14 protein-coding genes are annotated in these 16,348 nt (G+C 68.4%); 4 read left to right on the top strand and 10 right to left on the bottom strand.

The window, feature by feature from the left end; genetic code table 11:
• The first annotated feature begins 56 nt into the window (after nucleotides 1-56).
• Nucleotides 57-719 (top strand): response regulator transcription factor, encoded by a 663-nt coding sequence (locus tag ACP7CK_RS14825; RefSeq protein WP_183196251.1) that lies wholly within the window; start codon nucleotides 57-59, stop codon nucleotides 717-719.
• Nucleotides 716-2,107: a sensor histidine kinase N-terminal domain-containing protein gene (locus ACP7CK_RS14820; protein WP_426026512.1), complete on the top strand. Its 1,392-nt coding sequence runs from the start codon at nucleotides 716-718 to the stop codon at nucleotides 2,105-2,107. Before ACP7CK_RS14825 ends, ACP7CK_RS14820 begins: the two co-directional genes overlap by 4 nt.
• 89 nt (nucleotides 2,108-2,196) lie before the next feature.
• Here ACP7CK_RS14820 and ACP7CK_RS14815 read toward each other — a convergent pair whose 3' ends face one another.
• Both ACP7CK_RS14815 and ACP7CK_RS14810 read right to left on the bottom strand, forming a co-directional pair.
• Nucleotides 2,197-2,979: an SDR family oxidoreductase gene (locus ACP7CK_RS14815; protein ID WP_426026671.1), complete on the bottom strand. Its 783-nt coding sequence runs from the start codon at nucleotides 2,977-2,979 to the stop codon at nucleotides 2,197-2,199.
• 2 nt (nucleotides 2,980-2,981) lie between these two features.
• Nucleotides 2,982-3,311 carry a nuclear transport factor 2 family protein gene (locus ACP7CK_RS14810; protein ID WP_426026511.1) on the bottom strand — a complete coding sequence of 110 codons (330 nt, stop codon included), beginning with the start codon at nucleotides 3,309-3,311 and terminating at the stop codon, nucleotides 2,982-2,984.
• A 55-nt stretch (nucleotides 3,312-3,366) separates the two neighbouring features.
• Here ACP7CK_RS14810 and ACP7CK_RS14805 point away from each other — a divergent pair, with 55 nt between their 5' ends.
• On the top strand, nucleotides 3,367-3,789 hold the full coding sequence (locus tag ACP7CK_RS14805; protein WP_426026510.1) for a winged helix-turn-helix transcriptional regulator: 423 nt from the start codon (nucleotides 3,367-3,369) through the stop codon (nucleotides 3,787-3,789).
• Nucleotides 3,790-4,120: 331 nt separating this feature from the next.
• The gene (locus tag ACP7CK_RS14800; RefSeq protein WP_426026509.1) at nucleotides 4,121-6,328 is read left to right on the top strand and encodes a PAS domain-containing sensor histidine kinase; all 2,208 of its coding nucleotides are present in this window, start codon (nucleotides 4,121-4,123) and stop codon (nucleotides 6,326-6,328) included.
• 26 nt (nucleotides 6,329-6,354) lie between these two features.
• Here ACP7CK_RS14800 and ACP7CK_RS14795 read toward each other — a convergent pair whose 3' ends face one another.
• From ACP7CK_RS14795 to ACP7CK_RS14760, 8 genes are all read right to left on the bottom strand, one after another.
• Nucleotides 6,355-7,044, bottom strand: a complete 690-nt coding sequence (locus tag ACP7CK_RS14795) for a response regulator (protein ID WP_426026508.1) — start codon at nucleotides 7,042-7,044, stop codon at nucleotides 6,355-6,357.
• Nucleotides 7,044-9,743, bottom strand: a complete 2,700-nt coding sequence (locus ACP7CK_RS14790) for a DUF4118 domain-containing protein (RefSeq protein WP_426026507.1) — start codon at nucleotides 9,741-9,743, stop codon at nucleotides 7,044-7,046. Before ACP7CK_RS14790 ends, ACP7CK_RS14795 begins: the two co-directional genes overlap by 1 nt.
• Nucleotides 9,744-10,322, bottom strand: coding sequence for a potassium-transporting ATPase subunit KdpC (kdpC, locus tag ACP7CK_RS14785; protein WP_426026506.1), 579 nt, complete (start codon nucleotides 10,320-10,322; stop codon nucleotides 9,744-9,746). It lies immediately after the preceding gene.
• Between the two features lie 10 nt (nucleotides 10,323-10,332).
• A complete protein-coding gene (locus ACP7CK_RS14780) occupies nucleotides 10,333-11,049 on the bottom strand; it encodes a TorF family putative porin (RefSeq protein WP_426026505.1) in 717 nt (238 codons plus the stop codon).
• Nucleotides 11,050-11,072: 23 nt separating this feature from the next.
• Nucleotides 11,073-13,067, bottom strand: coding sequence for a potassium-transporting ATPase subunit KdpB (kdpB, locus tag ACP7CK_RS14775; protein ID WP_426026670.1), 1,995 nt, complete (start codon nucleotides 13,065-13,067; stop codon nucleotides 11,073-11,075).
• 105 nt (nucleotides 13,068-13,172) lie between these two features.
• Nucleotides 13,173-14,882, bottom strand: a complete 1,710-nt coding sequence (kdpA, locus tag ACP7CK_RS14770; protein ID WP_426026504.1) for a potassium-transporting ATPase subunit KdpA — start codon at nucleotides 14,880-14,882, stop codon at nucleotides 13,173-13,175.
• Between the two features lie 18 nt (nucleotides 14,883-14,900).
• Nucleotides 14,901-14,984, bottom strand: a complete 84-nt coding sequence (locus ACP7CK_RS14765; protein ID WP_081836166.1) for a potassium-transporting ATPase subunit F — start codon at nucleotides 14,982-14,984, stop codon at nucleotides 14,901-14,903.
• A 215-nt stretch (nucleotides 14,985-15,199) separates the two neighbouring features.
• Nucleotides 15,200-15,883: a phytanoyl-CoA dioxygenase family protein gene (locus ACP7CK_RS14760; protein ID WP_426026503.1), complete on the bottom strand. Its 684-nt coding sequence runs from the start codon at nucleotides 15,881-15,883 to the stop codon at nucleotides 15,200-15,202.
• Between the last annotated feature and the right edge of the window lie 465 nt (nucleotides 15,884-16,348).

Genomic DNA, 16,348 nt, shown 5'->3' with positions numbered 1-16,348 from the left:
CGGCCCCGCTTTCTGGTTATTGTGTCATCCATGATCCGTCGCCCCCTCGCCTCGCCATGAGAATACTCGTTGTCGAAGATGACAAGGCGCTACGGCATTCGCTCGAAGCCACTCTGCATGAGGCAGGTTTCGAGGCGAGATGCATCGACAGCGGCGAACAGGCCTTGCGCCTCGAAAGCTCAGAGGTCTTCGACGCCGCCATCCTGGACATCGGCCTTCCCGACATCGACGGCTTCGAAGTGCTGAGAACCCTGAGGCTGCAGGGATCATCGACCCCGGTTCTCATGCTGACGGCGCGTGACGCCCTCAGCGACCGGGTCGCGGGCCTTGACCTCGGGGCCGACGACTATCTGGTCAAGCCGTTCGCCCCATCGGAGTTGGTCGCACGTCTCCGCGCCATCGTGCGTCGACGCCAGGGACAGGCCGCCGGCGCGGTCGTGGTCGGAACCCTCTTCTGCGACTGGCGCACCGGGCGCGCCCACGTCAACGACCGCGACCTCGCCCTGCGCCCCCGCGAATGGGCGGCCCTGCGCGTCCTGGCGTCCCGACCTGGACAGGTGGTGGACCGCGACCTGCTGGCCGCCGAGGTCTTTCCTCAGGACGAGGCGCCGTCGCTCAATGCGCTGGAAATTCACGTCGGCCGTTTGCGACGCAAGCTTCAGCCGGATGGACCGGCCGTGACCAATATCCGTGGCCGCGGGTATCGCCTCGATCCATGAGCCTCGCCCGGCCTGCCCGTTCCCACAGCCTGGTCACACGTCTGCTGATCGCACAGGTGGCCCCTCTGGCGCTCTTCGCGGTCGTCGTTCTGGCGGTCGGCGCCTGGACGGCCCAGCGGGTGGTGGCGAACAATGCGGACCGCCTGCTGGCCGGCGCGCTTCAGACCATCCGCGAGACGGTGTCGGTCGCGGAGGGTCGCATCACCGTGGATGTCGCGCCCTGGGCCCTGGCTCTGCTGGACGGTCCCGAACGTGACGCCGTCTTCTACAGCGTCCGCGAAGGCGATCGCCTCGTCACCGGCTATGCCGAACTGCCCAATCTCCCTGAGGCCCGGACGGAGGAGCCGGTCTTCGCGGACCTGTCCGTCCGGGGGGTTTCGGTGCGTATGGCGCAACAGACCCTGATCATCCCCGGCCGCGACGCCCCCATCCGCGTCTCGGTGGCCCAGAGCCTGGATTCCCGTCACGCCAGCCTGCGAGAGCTCTACCGCAGCATGCTGCTTCTCCCCGGCCTGCTGGTGGTGCTTGCAGCGCTTCTGATCTGGCCAGCCCTGCAATGGGGCCTGAACTCGCTGAAGCGTCTGATCGACGACCTGACGCGCCGCCCCAGCCCCTCTTCCGACTTCGCCCCGGCCAATGTCGATCTGGCGCCCCGCGAATTGTGGCCCGTTCTGAACGCCTTCAACCATCTGCTGGCGCGGCTTGAGACTTCCACTTCCGGCATTCAGCGGTTCGCGGCCGACGCCTCGCATCAACTGCGCACGCCGCTGTCGGTCCTCTCCGCCAATCTTGACCTTCTGGCCGGCTCCTCCCGCCCCTGGACGGCTCAGGAACGGCGGTTGATCGCAGACTCTCGCGACGCCGTCGGCGGCATGACGCGGCTGGTCGGTCAGCTGCTGTCGACGGCCCGGGCCGACGGGGCCCGGATAGACACCTCCGCCGACCTCGGCCGCGCGGCGCGGCGCGCCTGTCAAGCCGCTCGGGAGCGCCGCGCCTTTGCCGACGGCGCCCTGCGCCTTCGCCTTCCGGCCGAGCCGGTCATTGTCCTCGGCGCCGAAGACCTCATCACCGAACAGATCCTCAACCTGATCGACAACGCCTTCCACCACGGCGCGCCGCCGGTGGCCGTTCATGTCCGCATGACGGGCCGACAGGCCGCTGTCTGCGTCTGGGATCACGGACCGGGCGTGGATGAAGCCGTCCTTCCCCACCTCACCGACCGCTTCTTCCGCGCCGGCTCATCCCAGACGCCCGGCTCCGGCCTCGGCCTGGCGATCGTTCACACCCTCTCCGAGGCCCAAGGCGCAAAGTTCAAGCTGTGCAATCGCGGCGGGGTGCGAACCGGACTTGTTGGGGAGATCGTTTTCCAGCTTCGGGACATGGGCTGAAGCGGGTTGGAGACGGCGCGCGCCCTCTCCGAGCCAAACCACCGTTTCCAGCGCGCGGCGCCCCATCGTCCCTCGATCCTCATCTCCGCCTAGACGGTAGGGATCGTGCCCCCATCGATCACGTACTCGCCGCCGTGAATGGCTGCGGCGCGGTCGGAGGCGAGGAATGCGATCAACTCGGCGACCTCCTCCGGTTTCGCCGCCCGCCCCAGGGGGATCCCGCCTAGCGCGTTCAGGACGCTTTGCCGCGCATCTTCCAACGTCCCGCCCGAGCCTGCGGCGATCCGTTCCAGCAAGGCGTCCGAGGCTTCCGTGGATATCCAGCCGGGCGACACCACATTGACCCGCACGCCCCTGGGCCCCAGTTCCTTGGACAGGGCCTTGCTGTAGGTGGACAGGGCCGCTTTGGCGGCGGCGTAGGCGGTGGTGGATTCCGGCAAAGGCAATGTCCGCTGGATAGACGAGACATGGATGATGGCGCCGGATCCCCGCCCGATCATCTGCGGGGCCAGCAGGCGATCCAGGCGAACCGCAGGCATCAGGTTCAGATCAAGTTCGGTGCGCCAATGCGCGTCGGTCAGGGCGGCGAAGCCTCCGGCCGGCGCCGACGAGCCGCCGACGACATGCACCAGAACATCAACACCGCCAAACCGGTCCATCGCGGCCTGGGCCAAGGCCTCGCACCCTTCCAGCGTCATGAGATCGGCCTGGACGAACTCAGCGCCGGTCGAGGCCTCGGGGGCCGCCCGCGCGGCTGTGATCACCCGGGCGCCGCCGGCGAGAAAACGCTGGACGGTCGCGCGGCCGGCGCCCTTGGTGCCGGCGGTGACGAGAATCCGTCGACCTTCGAACTCTGTGGGATCGGGGCGCATCGTCACAGCGAGATCTCAAGCGCGCGGATGGCGTCGTCGCCCAGAGTGAAGCGAAGCGTGAACCGAAGGGGGCTGCCCTTGAAGTCGCCGGCCGTGGGTCCCTCCAGGACGACCTGGTCCCCCTCGTGGCGTATCGTATCCGGCGTGAAGATCGCCTTGCTCGCGATCGTGGCCTCGAGCATCCACCGTCGGAGCGCCGCATGGCCCTGATGGCGCCCGCCGTCGTCCTTCACGACAGCGTCAGGCGCAAAGGGCTGCAGCATGCCGGCAAGGTCGAGGCGCGCATTGGCCGCGACATAGTCAGCGATGGGTTTGGGAAGGTCGGCGATCATTGGGTCTCCCGTTCGGATTCTTGCGTTCGATCCAAACTGCAAGTACGCTCCCACAATGGCAAGAACCGACGAAAAAGTTAGGTACGCACCTGAAGGTAAGCCCTTCGACTACACCCCCCAAACTGCGGCCTCGAGCGCGCAGAATGTCATCCGTGTCCTCGAAGGACGCTGGAAGCTGGTGATCCTGTTCCAGCTGTTCGGGTCGAACGTGCGGCGGTTCTCCGAACTCGAAAAAGCTATTCCCGGCGTGTCGCAGAAGATGTTGATCCAGCAGCTTCGACAGCTTGAAGCCGATGGAGTCGTGGCCCGCATCGTCCACCCCCAGGTCCCGCCCAAGGTGGAATATCATCTGACCGAATGGGGACAGTCCCTCTGTCCGGTTCTCGACAAGCTCCTGAGCTGGGCCGAAGCCGCCCCCGCCGATGTGCGTGACCGGCTGATCGAAAGCGATCGACCAGCGGCGAACGCACAAGGCTGAGTTCAGGACAGGCGGCCAGTGCGTCGATGTCGGCGTCTGATCTCGCGCCTGAGAATTCAGAAAGCATTAACCAAGCCTCGACAGGAATCCGCGACGCAGCCTAGATTCCCCCTGTAGCTGATTTGGTCGGGAGAGCGCCTTGCGGGGCATGGAGCGGCGGCAAGACAAGCGAGGCCGACGCGCCACCGACAGGGCCCCCAGCGCCCCGGCCTGGATGCGCATCGGCGTGCTGGTCCTCGCCCTCGGCTCCACCGGATACGTGCTGTTGATGTCGCGAGACGCGACACGCCCTGCCCGCGAAGCCCATCGCCTCCAGAACGAGAACTTGACGTTGAGCGCCCAGCTCGCCGCCAGCCGGACCGCCGTCCTGATGCAGGCCGCCCAGACCGGGATCGACGTCGGGACAGCCGCACTGCTGGACGACGCGCTCCCGATGGCCGCCGTCGAGCGGGCGCGCGGCGTCGCGCCGAACGCGGGCTTTTCGGTGATCGGCGCCGACGGCGCGATCCTGGCCAGCCAGGGGCCGGTGCAGTCGCCCGGCGTCGTCACCCTGACGGGGCCGCAAGCCGGGGGGCGGCGGCTTGAGGCGCGCATTCTCCCGTCCCTGCCCGCCTCTGGCGCGGTCCGGATCGTGTCGAAGACGGGGATCATCCTGGCCTCGCCGAACGCCGCCGAGGTCGGCCGGTCCGCAACGCCGTTGATCGGCGTCCAGGCCGGCGACCTGGCGTCCCTGACCACGCCCGTCGCCACGCCGGGGGGCAGGGCGCCGGTCGTGGCGGCGCCGATCACGCCCGACGGTCCCTATGTGGTCGCCTTGCAGAGCGGACCGCCCGCGGGTGCGGCGGGTCTGCTGGGCGAGGCCTGGGTTCTGGCGGCCCCCGTGCTGCTGGGCCTCGGCGTCCTGGCGCTGTTCCTGTTCCAGGGCCTGCGTCGTGCGCGCGCCAGCCGGGAATGGGCCTCGTCGGAAAAACGCTTCCGCATCGCGGTGGAGGCGGCGCGCTGCGGCGTATGGGAATGGGATCTGGACGGCGCCGAAGTGACCCTGTCCGACTATATGGCGACCCTGCTGGGCTTCGAGACCGGCGGCGTCGTACCGGCCGAGACCGTGATGGCCCGCATCCATCCCCGTTACCGCGACCAGGTGCAGCACGCGTTGCGCCAGGCCTCGGCCTATGGCGCCTTCGAGGTCACCTTCCCCGTCCCGGGCGACGGCGGCCGGACCCGCTGGATCGATGCGCGCGGCCAGGCGCGAGGGGCGCGGGGCGAGGCCGGCTTCTCCGCCATCCTGGGCGTCGCCCTGGACATCACAGAGGCCCGCCGGGCCAAGGCCGCCGCCCAGTCCGCCGAAAGCCGTCTGCGCGACGGGGTGGAGAGCATCTCGGACGCCTTCGTCCTGTTTGATCGCCAAGGCCGCCTCATCCTCTGGAACCAGGCGTTCGAGGACGCTTTCGACTTCCAGTCCGGCGTCGTGCGGCGCGGCGCGGCGAAGGAGGAATTGAACCGCATCGCCGCCCTGGCCATCAAGGCCGAACATGCGCCGACGGACGGCCGGGCGGGCCTTCGCGAGGTCGAACTGCACGACGGCCGCTGGCTGCAGTTGTCCGAACGCTTCACCTCGGAGGGCGGCTCGGTGGTCACCGCCGCCGACATCACCGCCATCAAGCGCGAAGAGACCGAACGCCGCCGCGCCGTCGAGGACCTGAGCCGCACCGTGGCCCAGCTCGAAGCCAGCCAGCAGATGCTGTCGCAACTGGCCCGGAAATACGAGATCGCCATGACCCGGGCCGAGGCCGCAAATCAGGCCAAGTCCGAATTCCTGGCCAATATGAGCCACGAACTGCGCACCCCCCTGAACGCCATCAACGGCTTCTCGGAGATCATGGCCGCCGAGCTGTTCGGCCCCATAGGCGAGAAGTACAAGGGCTACGCCGGCGACATCCTGAAGTCGGGCCAGCATCTGCTCAGCCTGATCAACGACATCCTGGACATGGCCAAGATCGAGGCCGGCAAGATGACCCTGCACTACGAGCCCGTCTCGCTGCGGGACGTGTGCGAGGACGCCGCCCGACTGATGCGCGGCAAGGTTCTGGAGTCCGGCCTGACCCTGGAGATCGAAGCGGGCGACCTGCCGGACATCGAGGCGGACCACCGCGGCGTGAAACAGGTGATGCTGAACCTGATCTCCAACGCCGTTAAGTTCACGCCCGAAGGCGGGACCGTCACCCTGTCGCTGACGCCGTTCAAGGGGGCGGCCGGCGAGGATCGCGTCCGGGTCGCCTGCGCCGACACCGGCATCGGCATCGCGCCTGAACATATGGTCCGTCTGGCGCGGCCCTTCGAACAGGTCGAAGGCCAGCATTCCAAGACCACCCAGGGCACCGGCCTGGGCCTGGCCCTGACCAAGTCGCTGATCGAGATGCATGGCGGCCGGCTGAACATAGAAAGCGAGCCCGGGGTGGGCACGGTGGTCAGTTTCGACCTGCCGACGCGACGTCCCGTCCAGACCGTCCAGCCCATGAAGGCCGCCTTCGCCGCCTGAGCCGCCTGAGCCGCCGAGGCGAGCGATCAGAGTTCGAGCCGGTATCCCACGCTCGGTTCCGTGACGACCAGGGCCGGTTCGGCGGGGTCGGCCTCCAGCTTGTGGCGCAGTTGGCCGATCACGACGCGCAGATACTGGACATCGGCGGCGTGGCCCGCGCCCCAGACGGTCTTCAGCAGGTCGGCGTGGCCCAGCACCTTGCCGGCGTTGCGGGCCAGACAGGCCAGGACTTCGTATTCCTTGGGGCGCAGCTTCACCCGCTCGCCGGCGCGGGTGACGATGCGGCGGTCCAGGTCGATGACCACCTCTCCGACCGTGACCACGCCGCCCGCCACCGGCGCCAAGGCCCCCTGGCGCAGCCCGGCCCGGATGCGCGCCAGAAGTTCGCCGACCCCGAACGGCTTTTCGACATAGTCGTTGGCGCCCAGGTCCAGGGCCGCGATCTTCTCGGCCTCGCGATCGCGGGCGGACAGGACGATGATCGGCCCCTGGTAGAATTCCCGCGCCCGTTTCAGCACGTCCTTGCCGTCCATGTCGGGCAGGCCCAGGTCCAGCACCACGGCGTCGGGGCTCCACAATGCGATGGCGCGCAGGCCTTCCTGCCCACTGTCGGCGCGGCGGGGTTCGTAACCGGCGGCGTCCAGGGCGGGCGACAGGAAGCGGTGGATCTGGTGCTCGTCGTCGATGACGAGGACCTGGGGGCGGACGGCGGGCATCACAGCAGATCCGGATGGGTGGCGATGGATTTGGGCAGGCTGATCAGGATGCGGGCGCCCCGCTTGCCGCCGTCGGGTCCGTCGTGGATCGGGCTGGCGGCGGCGATGCGGCCGCGCATGGCCTCGACGAAGCCCTTGGCGATAGCCAGACCCAGGCCGGCCCCCTGGACTCTGTCGGGGGCGCGGTCGGTCGAATCCTCCATGCGGCGGAACTTGTCGAACACCCGTTCCAGCTCGGCCGTGGGTATGCCGCGCCCCTCGTCCTCGATGGAGATGACGACGGAGCCCCGGTCCTCATAGGCCGCCAGTTCGATGGTCGTCCCGTCGGGGCTATAGGCGATGGCGTTCTCAAGAATATTGACCACCGCCTGTTCCAGCAGACCGGGGTCGGCTTCCACCATGCTGAGCTGGGGCGGGAAGTCGCGGGTGATCCGACGTCGCCCCAGGCGGCGCGACACCCGGTCGGCGGCGGCGTTCAGGGCGTCGCGCACATCGGTCCAGTCGGTGCGGACGTTCAGCCCGCCGCCCTCCAGCCGGGTCATGTCCAGCAGGTCGCCGACATAGCGCGACAGGCGTTCGGCCTCTTCGCGGATGCTGAGCAGCAGGTCGTCGCGGACCTCGGGCTTCAGGGTCGCCCCATAGTCGATCAGGGTGGTGGCCGAGCCCAGCACGGTCGACAGGGGCGTGCGCAGATCGTGGCTGACCGAGTTCATCAGTGCGGCGCGGAACCGGTCGGCGCGACGCAGGGTCTCGCTCTCCAGCGCCTGTCCGGCCAGATCAGCCCGCTCCAGCGCCACGGCGCCCTGATCCAGCAGGGCCAGGGCCAGCCGCTCCTCGTCCGAGCCCGCCGCCACGGCCGAGGCGTCGATTCCCGCCACGCCGGCGCGACCGCGCACGCCTTGCAGGGGCTGAAACCGCCAGCGGGTCTGCGGCAGGGTGCCGGTGCCGTGACCCGTGACCTCGCCGTGGGTCCAGGCCCAGCGGGCCGCGGCCATGGCGTCGGCGCCCAGGACCACGCCCTCGGGGCTGGCGGCCGTCAGGACGATGTCGTCGCCGTCCGGCAGCAGGACCACCGCCCCGGCCCCGGCGGCGGCTGAGGCCTGTTCGGCCAGGCTTCGGGCGGTCGTCGCACGATCCTGGGCCGCCGACAGGGTCTGGCTGGCGGCCAGCAGGGCAGAGACGGCGGCGGCGCGACGCTGGGCCGCGCGGGCCTGTTCGCGCACCCGCCCGGCCAGGGCCCCCGTGCCCAGGGCGACGGCCCAGAACAGCAACAGCGTGAGGAAGTCCGTCGGCGAACCGATCAGGAAACTGTAGCGCGGCTGAAGGAACAGGAAGTTGTAGGTCAGGAAGGCCAGGGTCGCCGCTACGAGAGCGGGCCGCAGCCCGTTCAGCACCCCCGCCGCCACAACGGCGGCCAGATAGATGACGCCCAGATCGACCCGCTCGAACCGCGTGTCCAGCAACAGGGCGACGCCGGTCGCGGCCCCGACGAAACCCGCGCCGGCGGAATAGGGACGCCAGTCCAGACCAGGCCGGAGACCGGGCCTGATCGTCGGCTCGGGCGCCGACCCATCGCCTTCGGTCACGACATGGACGGCCACGCCCTGGGCCTTGCGCAGCAGTTCGGTGGCCAGCGCCCGGCCGGTCCATTCGGCGAGGCGGCCGCCCCGCGTCTTGCCGATGACGATCTGGGTGACGTTGTTGCGGTGGGCGTGATCCAGGACGGTGCGCACGACGTCGTCGCCGCTCAGCGTCACCGGTCGGCCGCCCAGTTGCTCGGCCAGTTTGAAGGCTTCGGACAGACGGCCGGTTGATCGCGCGTCGGAGCGCGAACCCGACGGCCGCTCGACGTGGGCCACCGACCAGGGGGCGTCCATCATCATGTCCGACATGCGCCGTCCGGTGCGCACCAGCGAGGCGGTCATGGCGTCGCCCCCGACCAGGACCAGGATCCGTTCACCCGCCGCCCACGGCCCCGACACGCCGCGCTCGCGCAGATGCGACAGCAGCTGATCGTCCACCGTCTGAGCCGCGCGGCGCAGGGCCAGTTCGCGCAGGGCCGTCAGATTTTCCAGCTTGAAGAAGTTCTCGGACGCCACCCGCGCCGTTTCGGGCACATAGACCTTGCCCTCGGCCAAGCGGGCGCGAAGGTCCTCGGGCGTGATGTCCACCACCTCGATGTCGTCGGCCTCGGTCAGGAGGCTGTCGGGCACCGTCTCGCGCTGACGCACGCCGGTGATGCGCAGGATGACGTCGGACAGGCTCTCCAGATGCTGGATGTTCAGCGTCGTCCAGACGTCGATCCCGGCGTCGCGCAGTTCCTCAACATCCTGCCAGCGTTTGGGGTGGCGTGAACCGGGGACGTTGGAATGGGCGTATTCGTCGACCAGCAGCAGGCCGGGGCGGCGCGCCAGGGCGCCGTCGAGATCGAACTCCATCAGAGATCGGCCGCGATGGTCGATCGGGGCGCGGGGCATGACGTCCAGCCCGCGCAGCAGGCTCATCGTCTCCTTTCGGCCGTGGGTCTCGACCACCCCCACCACGACATCCAGCCCCTCGGCCTTTCGACGGCGCGCGGCGCGCAACATCTCATAGGTCTTGCCCACGCCGGGCGACATGCCCAGAAACACCTTCAGCCGCCCGCGCTTGCGGCGCGGAACGGCTGAAGTCGCGGGCGTTTCGGCCTCGGTCTCGGGCAATCAGCCCTCCGCGCCGAAACGGGCGTCCAGGGCGCGGTTGGTCAGCAGGACATTGACGCGCGGCTGGCCGACGAAGCCCAGCAGAGCCCCCTTGGTCTGGCCGTCGATGATGGTCTGGACCTGCTGCACGGAAACGCCTCTGGCGCGGGCGATCCGCGCGGCCTGAAGCCGAGCGTAGGCCGGGGACACGTCCGGGTCGAGGCCCGAGGCGGAGGTCGTCACCGCATCGGCGGGGATGCCCCCCGCGCCGTCGTCGGCGCGGATGGCCTGGGCGCTTTCGGCGACCCGCGCCGCCAGAGCCGAATTCAACGGCCCCAGGTTCGACCCCGACGAGGCGGCGGCGTCATAGCCGTCGCCGGCCGCCGACGGACGGGGATGCAGATAGGTCTCGCCCGCGAAGGCTTGGCCGATCAGGGCCGAGCCGACGACCCGGCCGCCGGCGTCGCGCACCAGACTGCCGTTGGCCTGGCTGGGGAAGGCGACCTGGGCGATCCCCGTCACCGCCAGCGGATAGGCCAGCCCCAGCAGGAGGGTGAACAAGGCCATCATCGCGATGGCCGGACGCAGTTGGTTGACCATGGTCCTCGCCTCAGAAGGTCGCCTTCAGCGTCGCCACGGCGCGCGCGCCGTAGAGATCGCCGAAGTCGTGTTGATCGGTGTCGTGATAGCGCAGATCCAACGCCAGAATGTCAGTCAGCTGATAGGCCGCGCCCAGGTTCCAGGTGGTGTAGTCCAGGGCCAACGACACCCACTGCCGACCCACCGCGCCCGACACCGTCCATTTGTCGGCCGGGCTGACGGCGCCGTTGACCTCGGCGTATGTCGCCTCGTCTTCCGACGCGCCGAAGAAGTCGGGCGAATAATAGACTGCGGCCCCGAGGGTGGCCGGGCCGAAGGCGCGCGAGGCGGCCGCTTTCAGCTCGACATAGTCATAGTCCGCGCCGTCCGGCTGGCCGGCGTACAGATAGCCGATGACGCCGAAGTCCAGGGCATAGCCTGCGACCTCGGGCCGATAGCCGGCGTAGAGATCGACCTCGGCGTCCGTATCGTCGCCGAAATCGACGTTGGAGGCCCAGCCGCCGGCGTAGAAGCGGTTCTTCGTCAGATCGACCCCGGCCGAGATGGCCGGGTTTTCCTGGGTCTGGCTGACGCCGCGGAAGACATAGTCGGAGGTCAGGGCGACATTCGCCGAGACGTCCTGGGCCCCGGCTTCGCTGCACAGGCCCAGGCACGCGATGCCGATGATACAGGCGGCGGCGAACCAGGCGTCGTTGCGCCCGGACGCCTTGTTGAGACGATTACGCATGGAGATGTCCTTGGAAACGCGCATCAGGCCAGGCCCAGCGCGGAAATGACGAGGTCGATCAGCTTGATGCCGACGAACGGGGCGATCAGGCCGCCCAGGCCGTAGATCAGCAGGTTGCGACCCAGGAGGGCGCCGGCGCCGATGGCCCGGTACTTCACCCCCTTCAGCGCCAGCGGGATCAGGGCGACGATGACCAGGGCGTTGAAGATCACCGCCGACAGGATGGCGCTCTCGGGGCTGTGCAGACGCATGACGTTCAGCGCGCCCAGGGCCGGCAAGGAGACCACGAACATCGCCGGGATGATGGCGAAATACTTGGCCACGTCGTTGGCGACCGAGAAGGTGGTCAGGGCGCCGCGCGTGATCAGCAGTTGCTTGCCGACCTCGACGATCTCGATGACCTTGGTCGGATCGCTGTCCAGATCGACCATATTGCCGGCCTCGCGGGCGGCCTGGGCGCCGGTCTGCATGGCCACGCCGACGTCGGCCTGGGCCAGGGCGGGGGCGTCATTGGCGCCGTCGCCGCACATGGCGACCAGCCGGCCCTTGGCCTGTTCGGCCTTGATGAGGCGCATCTTGTCCTCGGGCGTGGCCTCGGCAAGGTAGTCGTCCACCCCCGCCTCCGAGGCGATGGCCGCCGCCGTCACCGGATTGTCGCCGGTGATCATGACGGTGCGCAGGCCCATACGGCGCAGGTCGGCGAAGCGCGCCTTCACCCCCGGCTTGACCACGTCCTTCAGGTGGATGACGCCGACCAGGACGCCGTTCTGGGTGACGGCCAGAGGCGTGCCGCCCGAGCGGGCGATCCGGTCCACGGCCTGGCGGAACTCGGCCGGGGCCGCACCGTCAGACAGGTTCAAATCCTTCAGCACGGCATCGACCGCGCCCTTGCGCCAACTGTCCTTGCCGACGTCCAGGCCTGACTGGCGGGTGACGGCGGTGAAGGGGATGGCGACGGCGCCGGCTGGCTGTTCGACCGAAATCCCGGCGTTGCGGCCCAGTTCGACGATGGAGCGGCCCTCGGGCGTCTCGTCGGCCAGGGACGCCATGACGGCGGCGGCCAGGGCGGCTTCCGGACGCACGCCCGGAACCGGGATGACCTCGGTCGCCATGCGGTTGCCGAAGGTGATGGTGCCGGTCTTGTCCAGCAACAGGGTGTCGACGTCGCCGGCCGCCTCCACCGCACGGCCCGAGGTGGCCAGCACATTGACCTTCAGCAACCGGTCCATGCCGGCGATGCCGACGGCGGACAACAACCCCCCGATCGTGGTCGGGATCAGGGTGATGAACAGGGCGCCCAACACCATCGGATTGATGTTCACGCCCGAATAGGCGCCCAGGCCGACCAGGGTCACGACCGCGATCAGGAAGATCAGGGTCAGCCCGGCCAGGAGCACGGCCAGGGCCAGCTCGTTCGGCGTCTTCCTGCGATCCGCGCCCTCGACCATGGCGATCATCCGGTCGAGGAAGGTCGAGCCCGGCTTGGCCGTGATGCGCACCTTGATCCAGTCCGACACCACAGTGGTGCCGCCGGTCACGGCCGAACGGTCGCCGCCGCTCTCGCGGATCACCGGCGCACTTTCGCCGGTGATGGCGGCCTCGTTGACCGAGGCCACGCCCTCGATGATCTCGCCGTCCGAGGCGATCACGTCGCCAGCCTCGACCAGGATGATCGAGCCGACCTCCAGATCCGACGCGCTGGTCGGAACCACTAGGCCAGTCTCGGGATCGACGATCAGCTTGGCCTTGGTCGTGACGCGGGTGGCCCGCAGGCTGTCCGCCGCCGCCTTGCCCCGCCCTTCGGCGACGCTTTCGGCGATATTGGCGAACAGGACCGTGGCCCACAGCCAGACGGCCAGTTGCACCGCAAAGCCCGCCGACTGGCCGCCCACAACCGCCGCGACCGCCGACACCGTGGCCAGCAGGGCCACGATCCAGGTGGTGAAGATGACCGGGTTCCTGACCAGCTTGGCCGGGTTCAGCTTGAGAAAGGCCTCGCCGACGGCGCGACCGATCATCGCCCCGGAGAGACCGCCCGCGATGGGGGTCGAACGACCGCCTTCGCCAGGCTGCCCCCCGCGGGGATCCAATGTGATTTGTGTCATGTCAGGATGTCCGGAGCATCAGGCGCCGGCGACCGCGGCGAGCACCTGGAAGTGCTCGACGATCGGTCCCAGGGCGAGGGCGGGCAGGAACTGCAAACCGCCGAGGATGAGGATCACGCCGATCAGCAGGCCGATGAACAGGCCGTTGTCGGTGGGCAGGGTGCCGGTGGACGCCGCCAGCTTGGGCTTGACCACCAGGCTGCCGGCGATGGCCAGGACGGCGACGGCCGGAACGAACCGTCCGAACAGCATGCCCAGGCCCAGGGTCGCGTTCCACCAGGGGGCGTTTGCGGTCAGACCCGCGAAGGCCGAGCCGTTGTTCGCCGCCGCCGAGGTGTAGGCGTACAGGATCTCCGACAGACCGTGCGGCCCGCCGTTCAGCACCCCTTCCAGCGCTGTGGGGATCACCGCCGCCACGGCCGAGAAGCCCAGGATGGCCAGCGGCAGAACCAGCACCGCGATCATGGCGAACTGAACCTCTCGCGCCTCGATCTTCTTGCCCAGATATTCCGGAGTCCGCCCGACCATCAGGCCGGCGACGAAGACCGACAGCAGGGCCATCACCACCATGATGGCGATGCCCGACCCGATGCCGCCCGGCAGGATCTCGCCCAGCTGCATCAGGAACATCTGCAAGGCCCCGCCCAGCGGCATATAGCTGGCGTGCATCGAGTTGACCGAACCGTTCGACGCCCCCGTCGTCACGACGGACCAAACGGTGGAGGCCGGGGCGCCGAAGCGAACCTCCTTGCCCTCCATGTTCGCCGCAGCATCGACGTGGGCGGCCACCAGGGCCGGGGCCGGCTGGGTCTCAATCACATACATGGCCGCGCTGGAGACGCTCAGGATGATCAATGCCGACGTGACCAGGGCGCGAATGTCGCGCCCCGCCATGGCCGAACGGCCGAAGGCGAAGAAGGCCGCCCAGCCCATGAGGTTGATCGCCACGGCGGTGATCAGATTGGTCAGGGGCGAAGGGTTTTCGAACGGATGGGCGCCGTTGACGTTGAAGACGCCGCCGCCGTTGATGCCCAACTGTTTGATCGCCACCTGGCTGGCGGCCGGGAACAGCGGCAGGGTCTGGGAGCCGCCCTCGACCGTCGTCGCATGGACGCTGGCGGCCAGGCTCTGGACGACGCCCAGGCCGGACAGCACCACGGCCAACACGAAGGCGACCGGCAGCAGCACATAGAGGGTGGTGCGGGTCAGGTCGGCCCAGAAATTGCCGACCCCCTCGCCGCGATTGGCGATGAAGGCGCGCGCCAGGGCGGCGGCGAGGGTTGCGCCGGTCGCGGCCGAGACGAAGTTCTGCACCGTCAGACCGACCATCTGGGTGAAGGTCGACAAGGTCGTCTCGCCGCCATAGCTCTGCCAGTTGGTGTTGGTGACGAAGCTGACGGCGGTGTTGAAGGCCAGGTGCGGCGACACGCCGGCAAAGCCCTGCGGGTTCATCGGCAGCACGCCTTGCAGACGCAGGATGGCGTACAGCAGGACGAAGCCCGCCGCGTTGAACGCCAGCAGCGCGCCGGCATAGCCCAGCCAGCCCTGGCTGCGCTTTGGATCGACCCCGGCCGCCCGATAGAAGACGGCCTCGACCGGCTTCAGCGCCGGGTCCAGCCAGGTCCGCTCGCCGTTCCAGACGCGTGACATGTAAACGCCAATGGGCCAGCCGAGCAGAACGGCCAGCCCAAGGGTCAGGGCGATCTCGCCCCATCCTTGAATGTTCATGATTTCAGTCCCGGTTCTTCAGAACCGCTCGGGCCGCAGCAGAGCCGCGACCATGTAGACGGCGACGACGACCGCCCCCGCGCCCCAGAGCATGGCGATCATCGTCACACCCGTCTCAACGCTGCGGCCAGCGCGGCGAAGGCGATGAACGCCCCGGCCCCGACCGCCAGAAAAACAACATCGGCCATGCCGGCCTCCTCAGCTCAAATCAGAGCCGGAAGGGACCATGGAGGGGCGTAAAGGCGCGATGTGAATCCCGGCGTTCGGCGTAATGAAATCATAATGCGAGAGGAGGGACGGCCGGCTTTGAGCGCGTGTCAGACGCCAAGCCACTGCAGTCCGCCGGGAAGATCACCGACGGCATAGTCCACCTGTAGAACTCGGCGATGCGTCGCCGCGGACGCCCTATCGGACGCGTGAAGGATCGGCGTGGCGTAGGTCCAGACGTCGCCCGCTTCAGCCAGACACATAGCGACGCCGCACCTGCTCACCGCCTCTGGAACATCAGCCTCAGGAATCCTTCCAAGGCGATGAGAGCCCGGCGCAATGAGCAATGGGGCGTTTGTCTGAGGTACGGGGTCGAGATGGACGCGCAGTGTGAGCATTCTGGCGAGAAGATCGAATGGCGGCGCGACGTGCAGTGCGCCATGTTTGCGTGTCCAAGGCCCGAAACCTTCGACTTCCTTTCGCTCCCGCACCGCAACCACGCGATCTTGATGCCAAGCCAGCGACCAGTTCGCGGACGCCGTCTTGTCGAAGAGAATCGCCCGCACCGGCCGCGCCATCACTCCCAGACTTCGTGCGGCGACGGAGCCGATCGGACCGTTGATCGCGAGGAAACCAGGCAGTCCTTCAACGCCGAATAGCCTGACGCCGGCGACGTCTCGCGACTGGCTGGCGAGTACCTGCTCCAAAGCAGCGAGCGTGGAGCTGTCGAGCGCCTTTGGCGCTAGTTCGGCACCGTCTCGACCGAGTTCAAGTTGGGCAATCGGAGCAGGCATGCCGCTGCTTACCGCCAAGCGCCCCCACGCTCAACGAAGGTCGGCTTTCAGGCGTGATAACGATGTCTGAAACTGGCGCATTTCCGACGCCAAATGCGTGCGAGCCATTCCCATGTTGCGTCATTCTTAGCTGGTTTTGAGCCAGTTCTAAGTGGTCTCGACAAAACTGTCGGGCCAACCTTAGCCGGTCGCGGAGAAAGTCCGCCATGCTTGAACGACGGCGGATCGCCAAGAACCTGTCCCAAGCTAAGGCCGCCATTGCACGCACGCTGAGCGCCTCGCGTTCGTCCCCTGGCCAAGATCAATCGTGATGGCCCTCGCCCCACATCAAAGTCAGCGGCGCTGATCATGCGGGGGCACGCTGGCTCGGCTAACTGACGTCTGGTCCGCCTTCGGTCGAAGCGTCGGCTCCGTCCACGCCGCCAAAGCCGAGGATGGACCACAGCTGAGGCCTTGGTCAGAGGT

The sequence above is a fragment of the Brevundimonas sp. TSRC1-1 genome (genome assembly GCF_049898245.1).
Taxonomy (GTDB): domain Bacteria; phylum Pseudomonadota; class Alphaproteobacteria; order Caulobacterales; family Caulobacteraceae; genus Brevundimonas; species Brevundimonas mediterranea_A.
Note: the sequence above shows the minus strand (reverse complement) of the source record. Positions and strands in the feature narration are given on the sequence as shown.

Excerpts from the sequence above, each read along its gene's own strand:
- ACP7CK_RS14825 (WP_183196251.1), top strand. The coding sequence starts at position 57 with ATGAGAATACTCGTTGTCGAAGATGACAAGGCGCTACGGCATTCGCTC.
- ACP7CK_RS14820 (WP_426026512.1), top strand. The coding sequence starts at position 716 with ATGAGCCTCGCCCGGCCTGCCCGTTCCCACAGCCTGGTCACACGTCTG.
- ACP7CK_RS14815 (WP_426026671.1), bottom strand. The coding sequence starts at position 2,979 with ATGCGCCCCGATCCCACAGAGTTCGAAGGTCGACGGATTCTCGTCACC.
- ACP7CK_RS14810 (WP_426026511.1), bottom strand. The coding sequence starts at position 3,311 with ATGATCGCCGACCTTCCCAAACCCATCGCTGACTATGTCGCGGCCAAT.
- ACP7CK_RS14805 (WP_426026510.1), top strand. The coding sequence starts at position 3,367 with ATGGCAAGAACCGACGAAAAAGTTAGGTACGCACCTGAAGGTAAGCCC.
- ACP7CK_RS14795 (WP_426026508.1), bottom strand. The coding sequence starts at position 7,044 with ATGCCCGCCGTCCGCCCCCAGGTCCTCGTCATCGACGACGAGCACCAG.
- kdpC (WP_426026506.1), bottom strand. The coding sequence starts at position 10,322 with ATGGTCAACCAACTGCGTCCGGCCATCGCGATGATGGCCTTGTTCACC.
- ACP7CK_RS14780 (WP_426026505.1), bottom strand. The coding sequence starts at position 11,049 with ATGCGTAATCGTCTCAACAAGGCGTCCGGGCGCAACGACGCCTGGTTC.
- kdpB (WP_426026670.1), bottom strand. The coding sequence starts at position 13,067 with ATGATCGGTCGCGCCGTCGGCGAGGCCTTTCTCAAGCTGAACCCGGCC.
- kdpA (WP_426026504.1), bottom strand. The coding sequence starts at position 14,882 with ATGAACATTCAAGGATGGGGCGAGATCGCCCTGACCCTTGGGCTGGCC.
- ACP7CK_RS14765 (WP_081836166.1), bottom strand. The coding sequence starts at position 14,984 with ATGATCGCCATGCTCTGGGGCGCGGGGGCGGTCGTCGTCGCCGTCTAC.
- ACP7CK_RS14760 (WP_426026503.1), bottom strand. The coding sequence starts at position 15,883 with ATGCCTGCTCCGATTGCCCAACTTGAACTCGGTCGAGACGGTGCCGAA.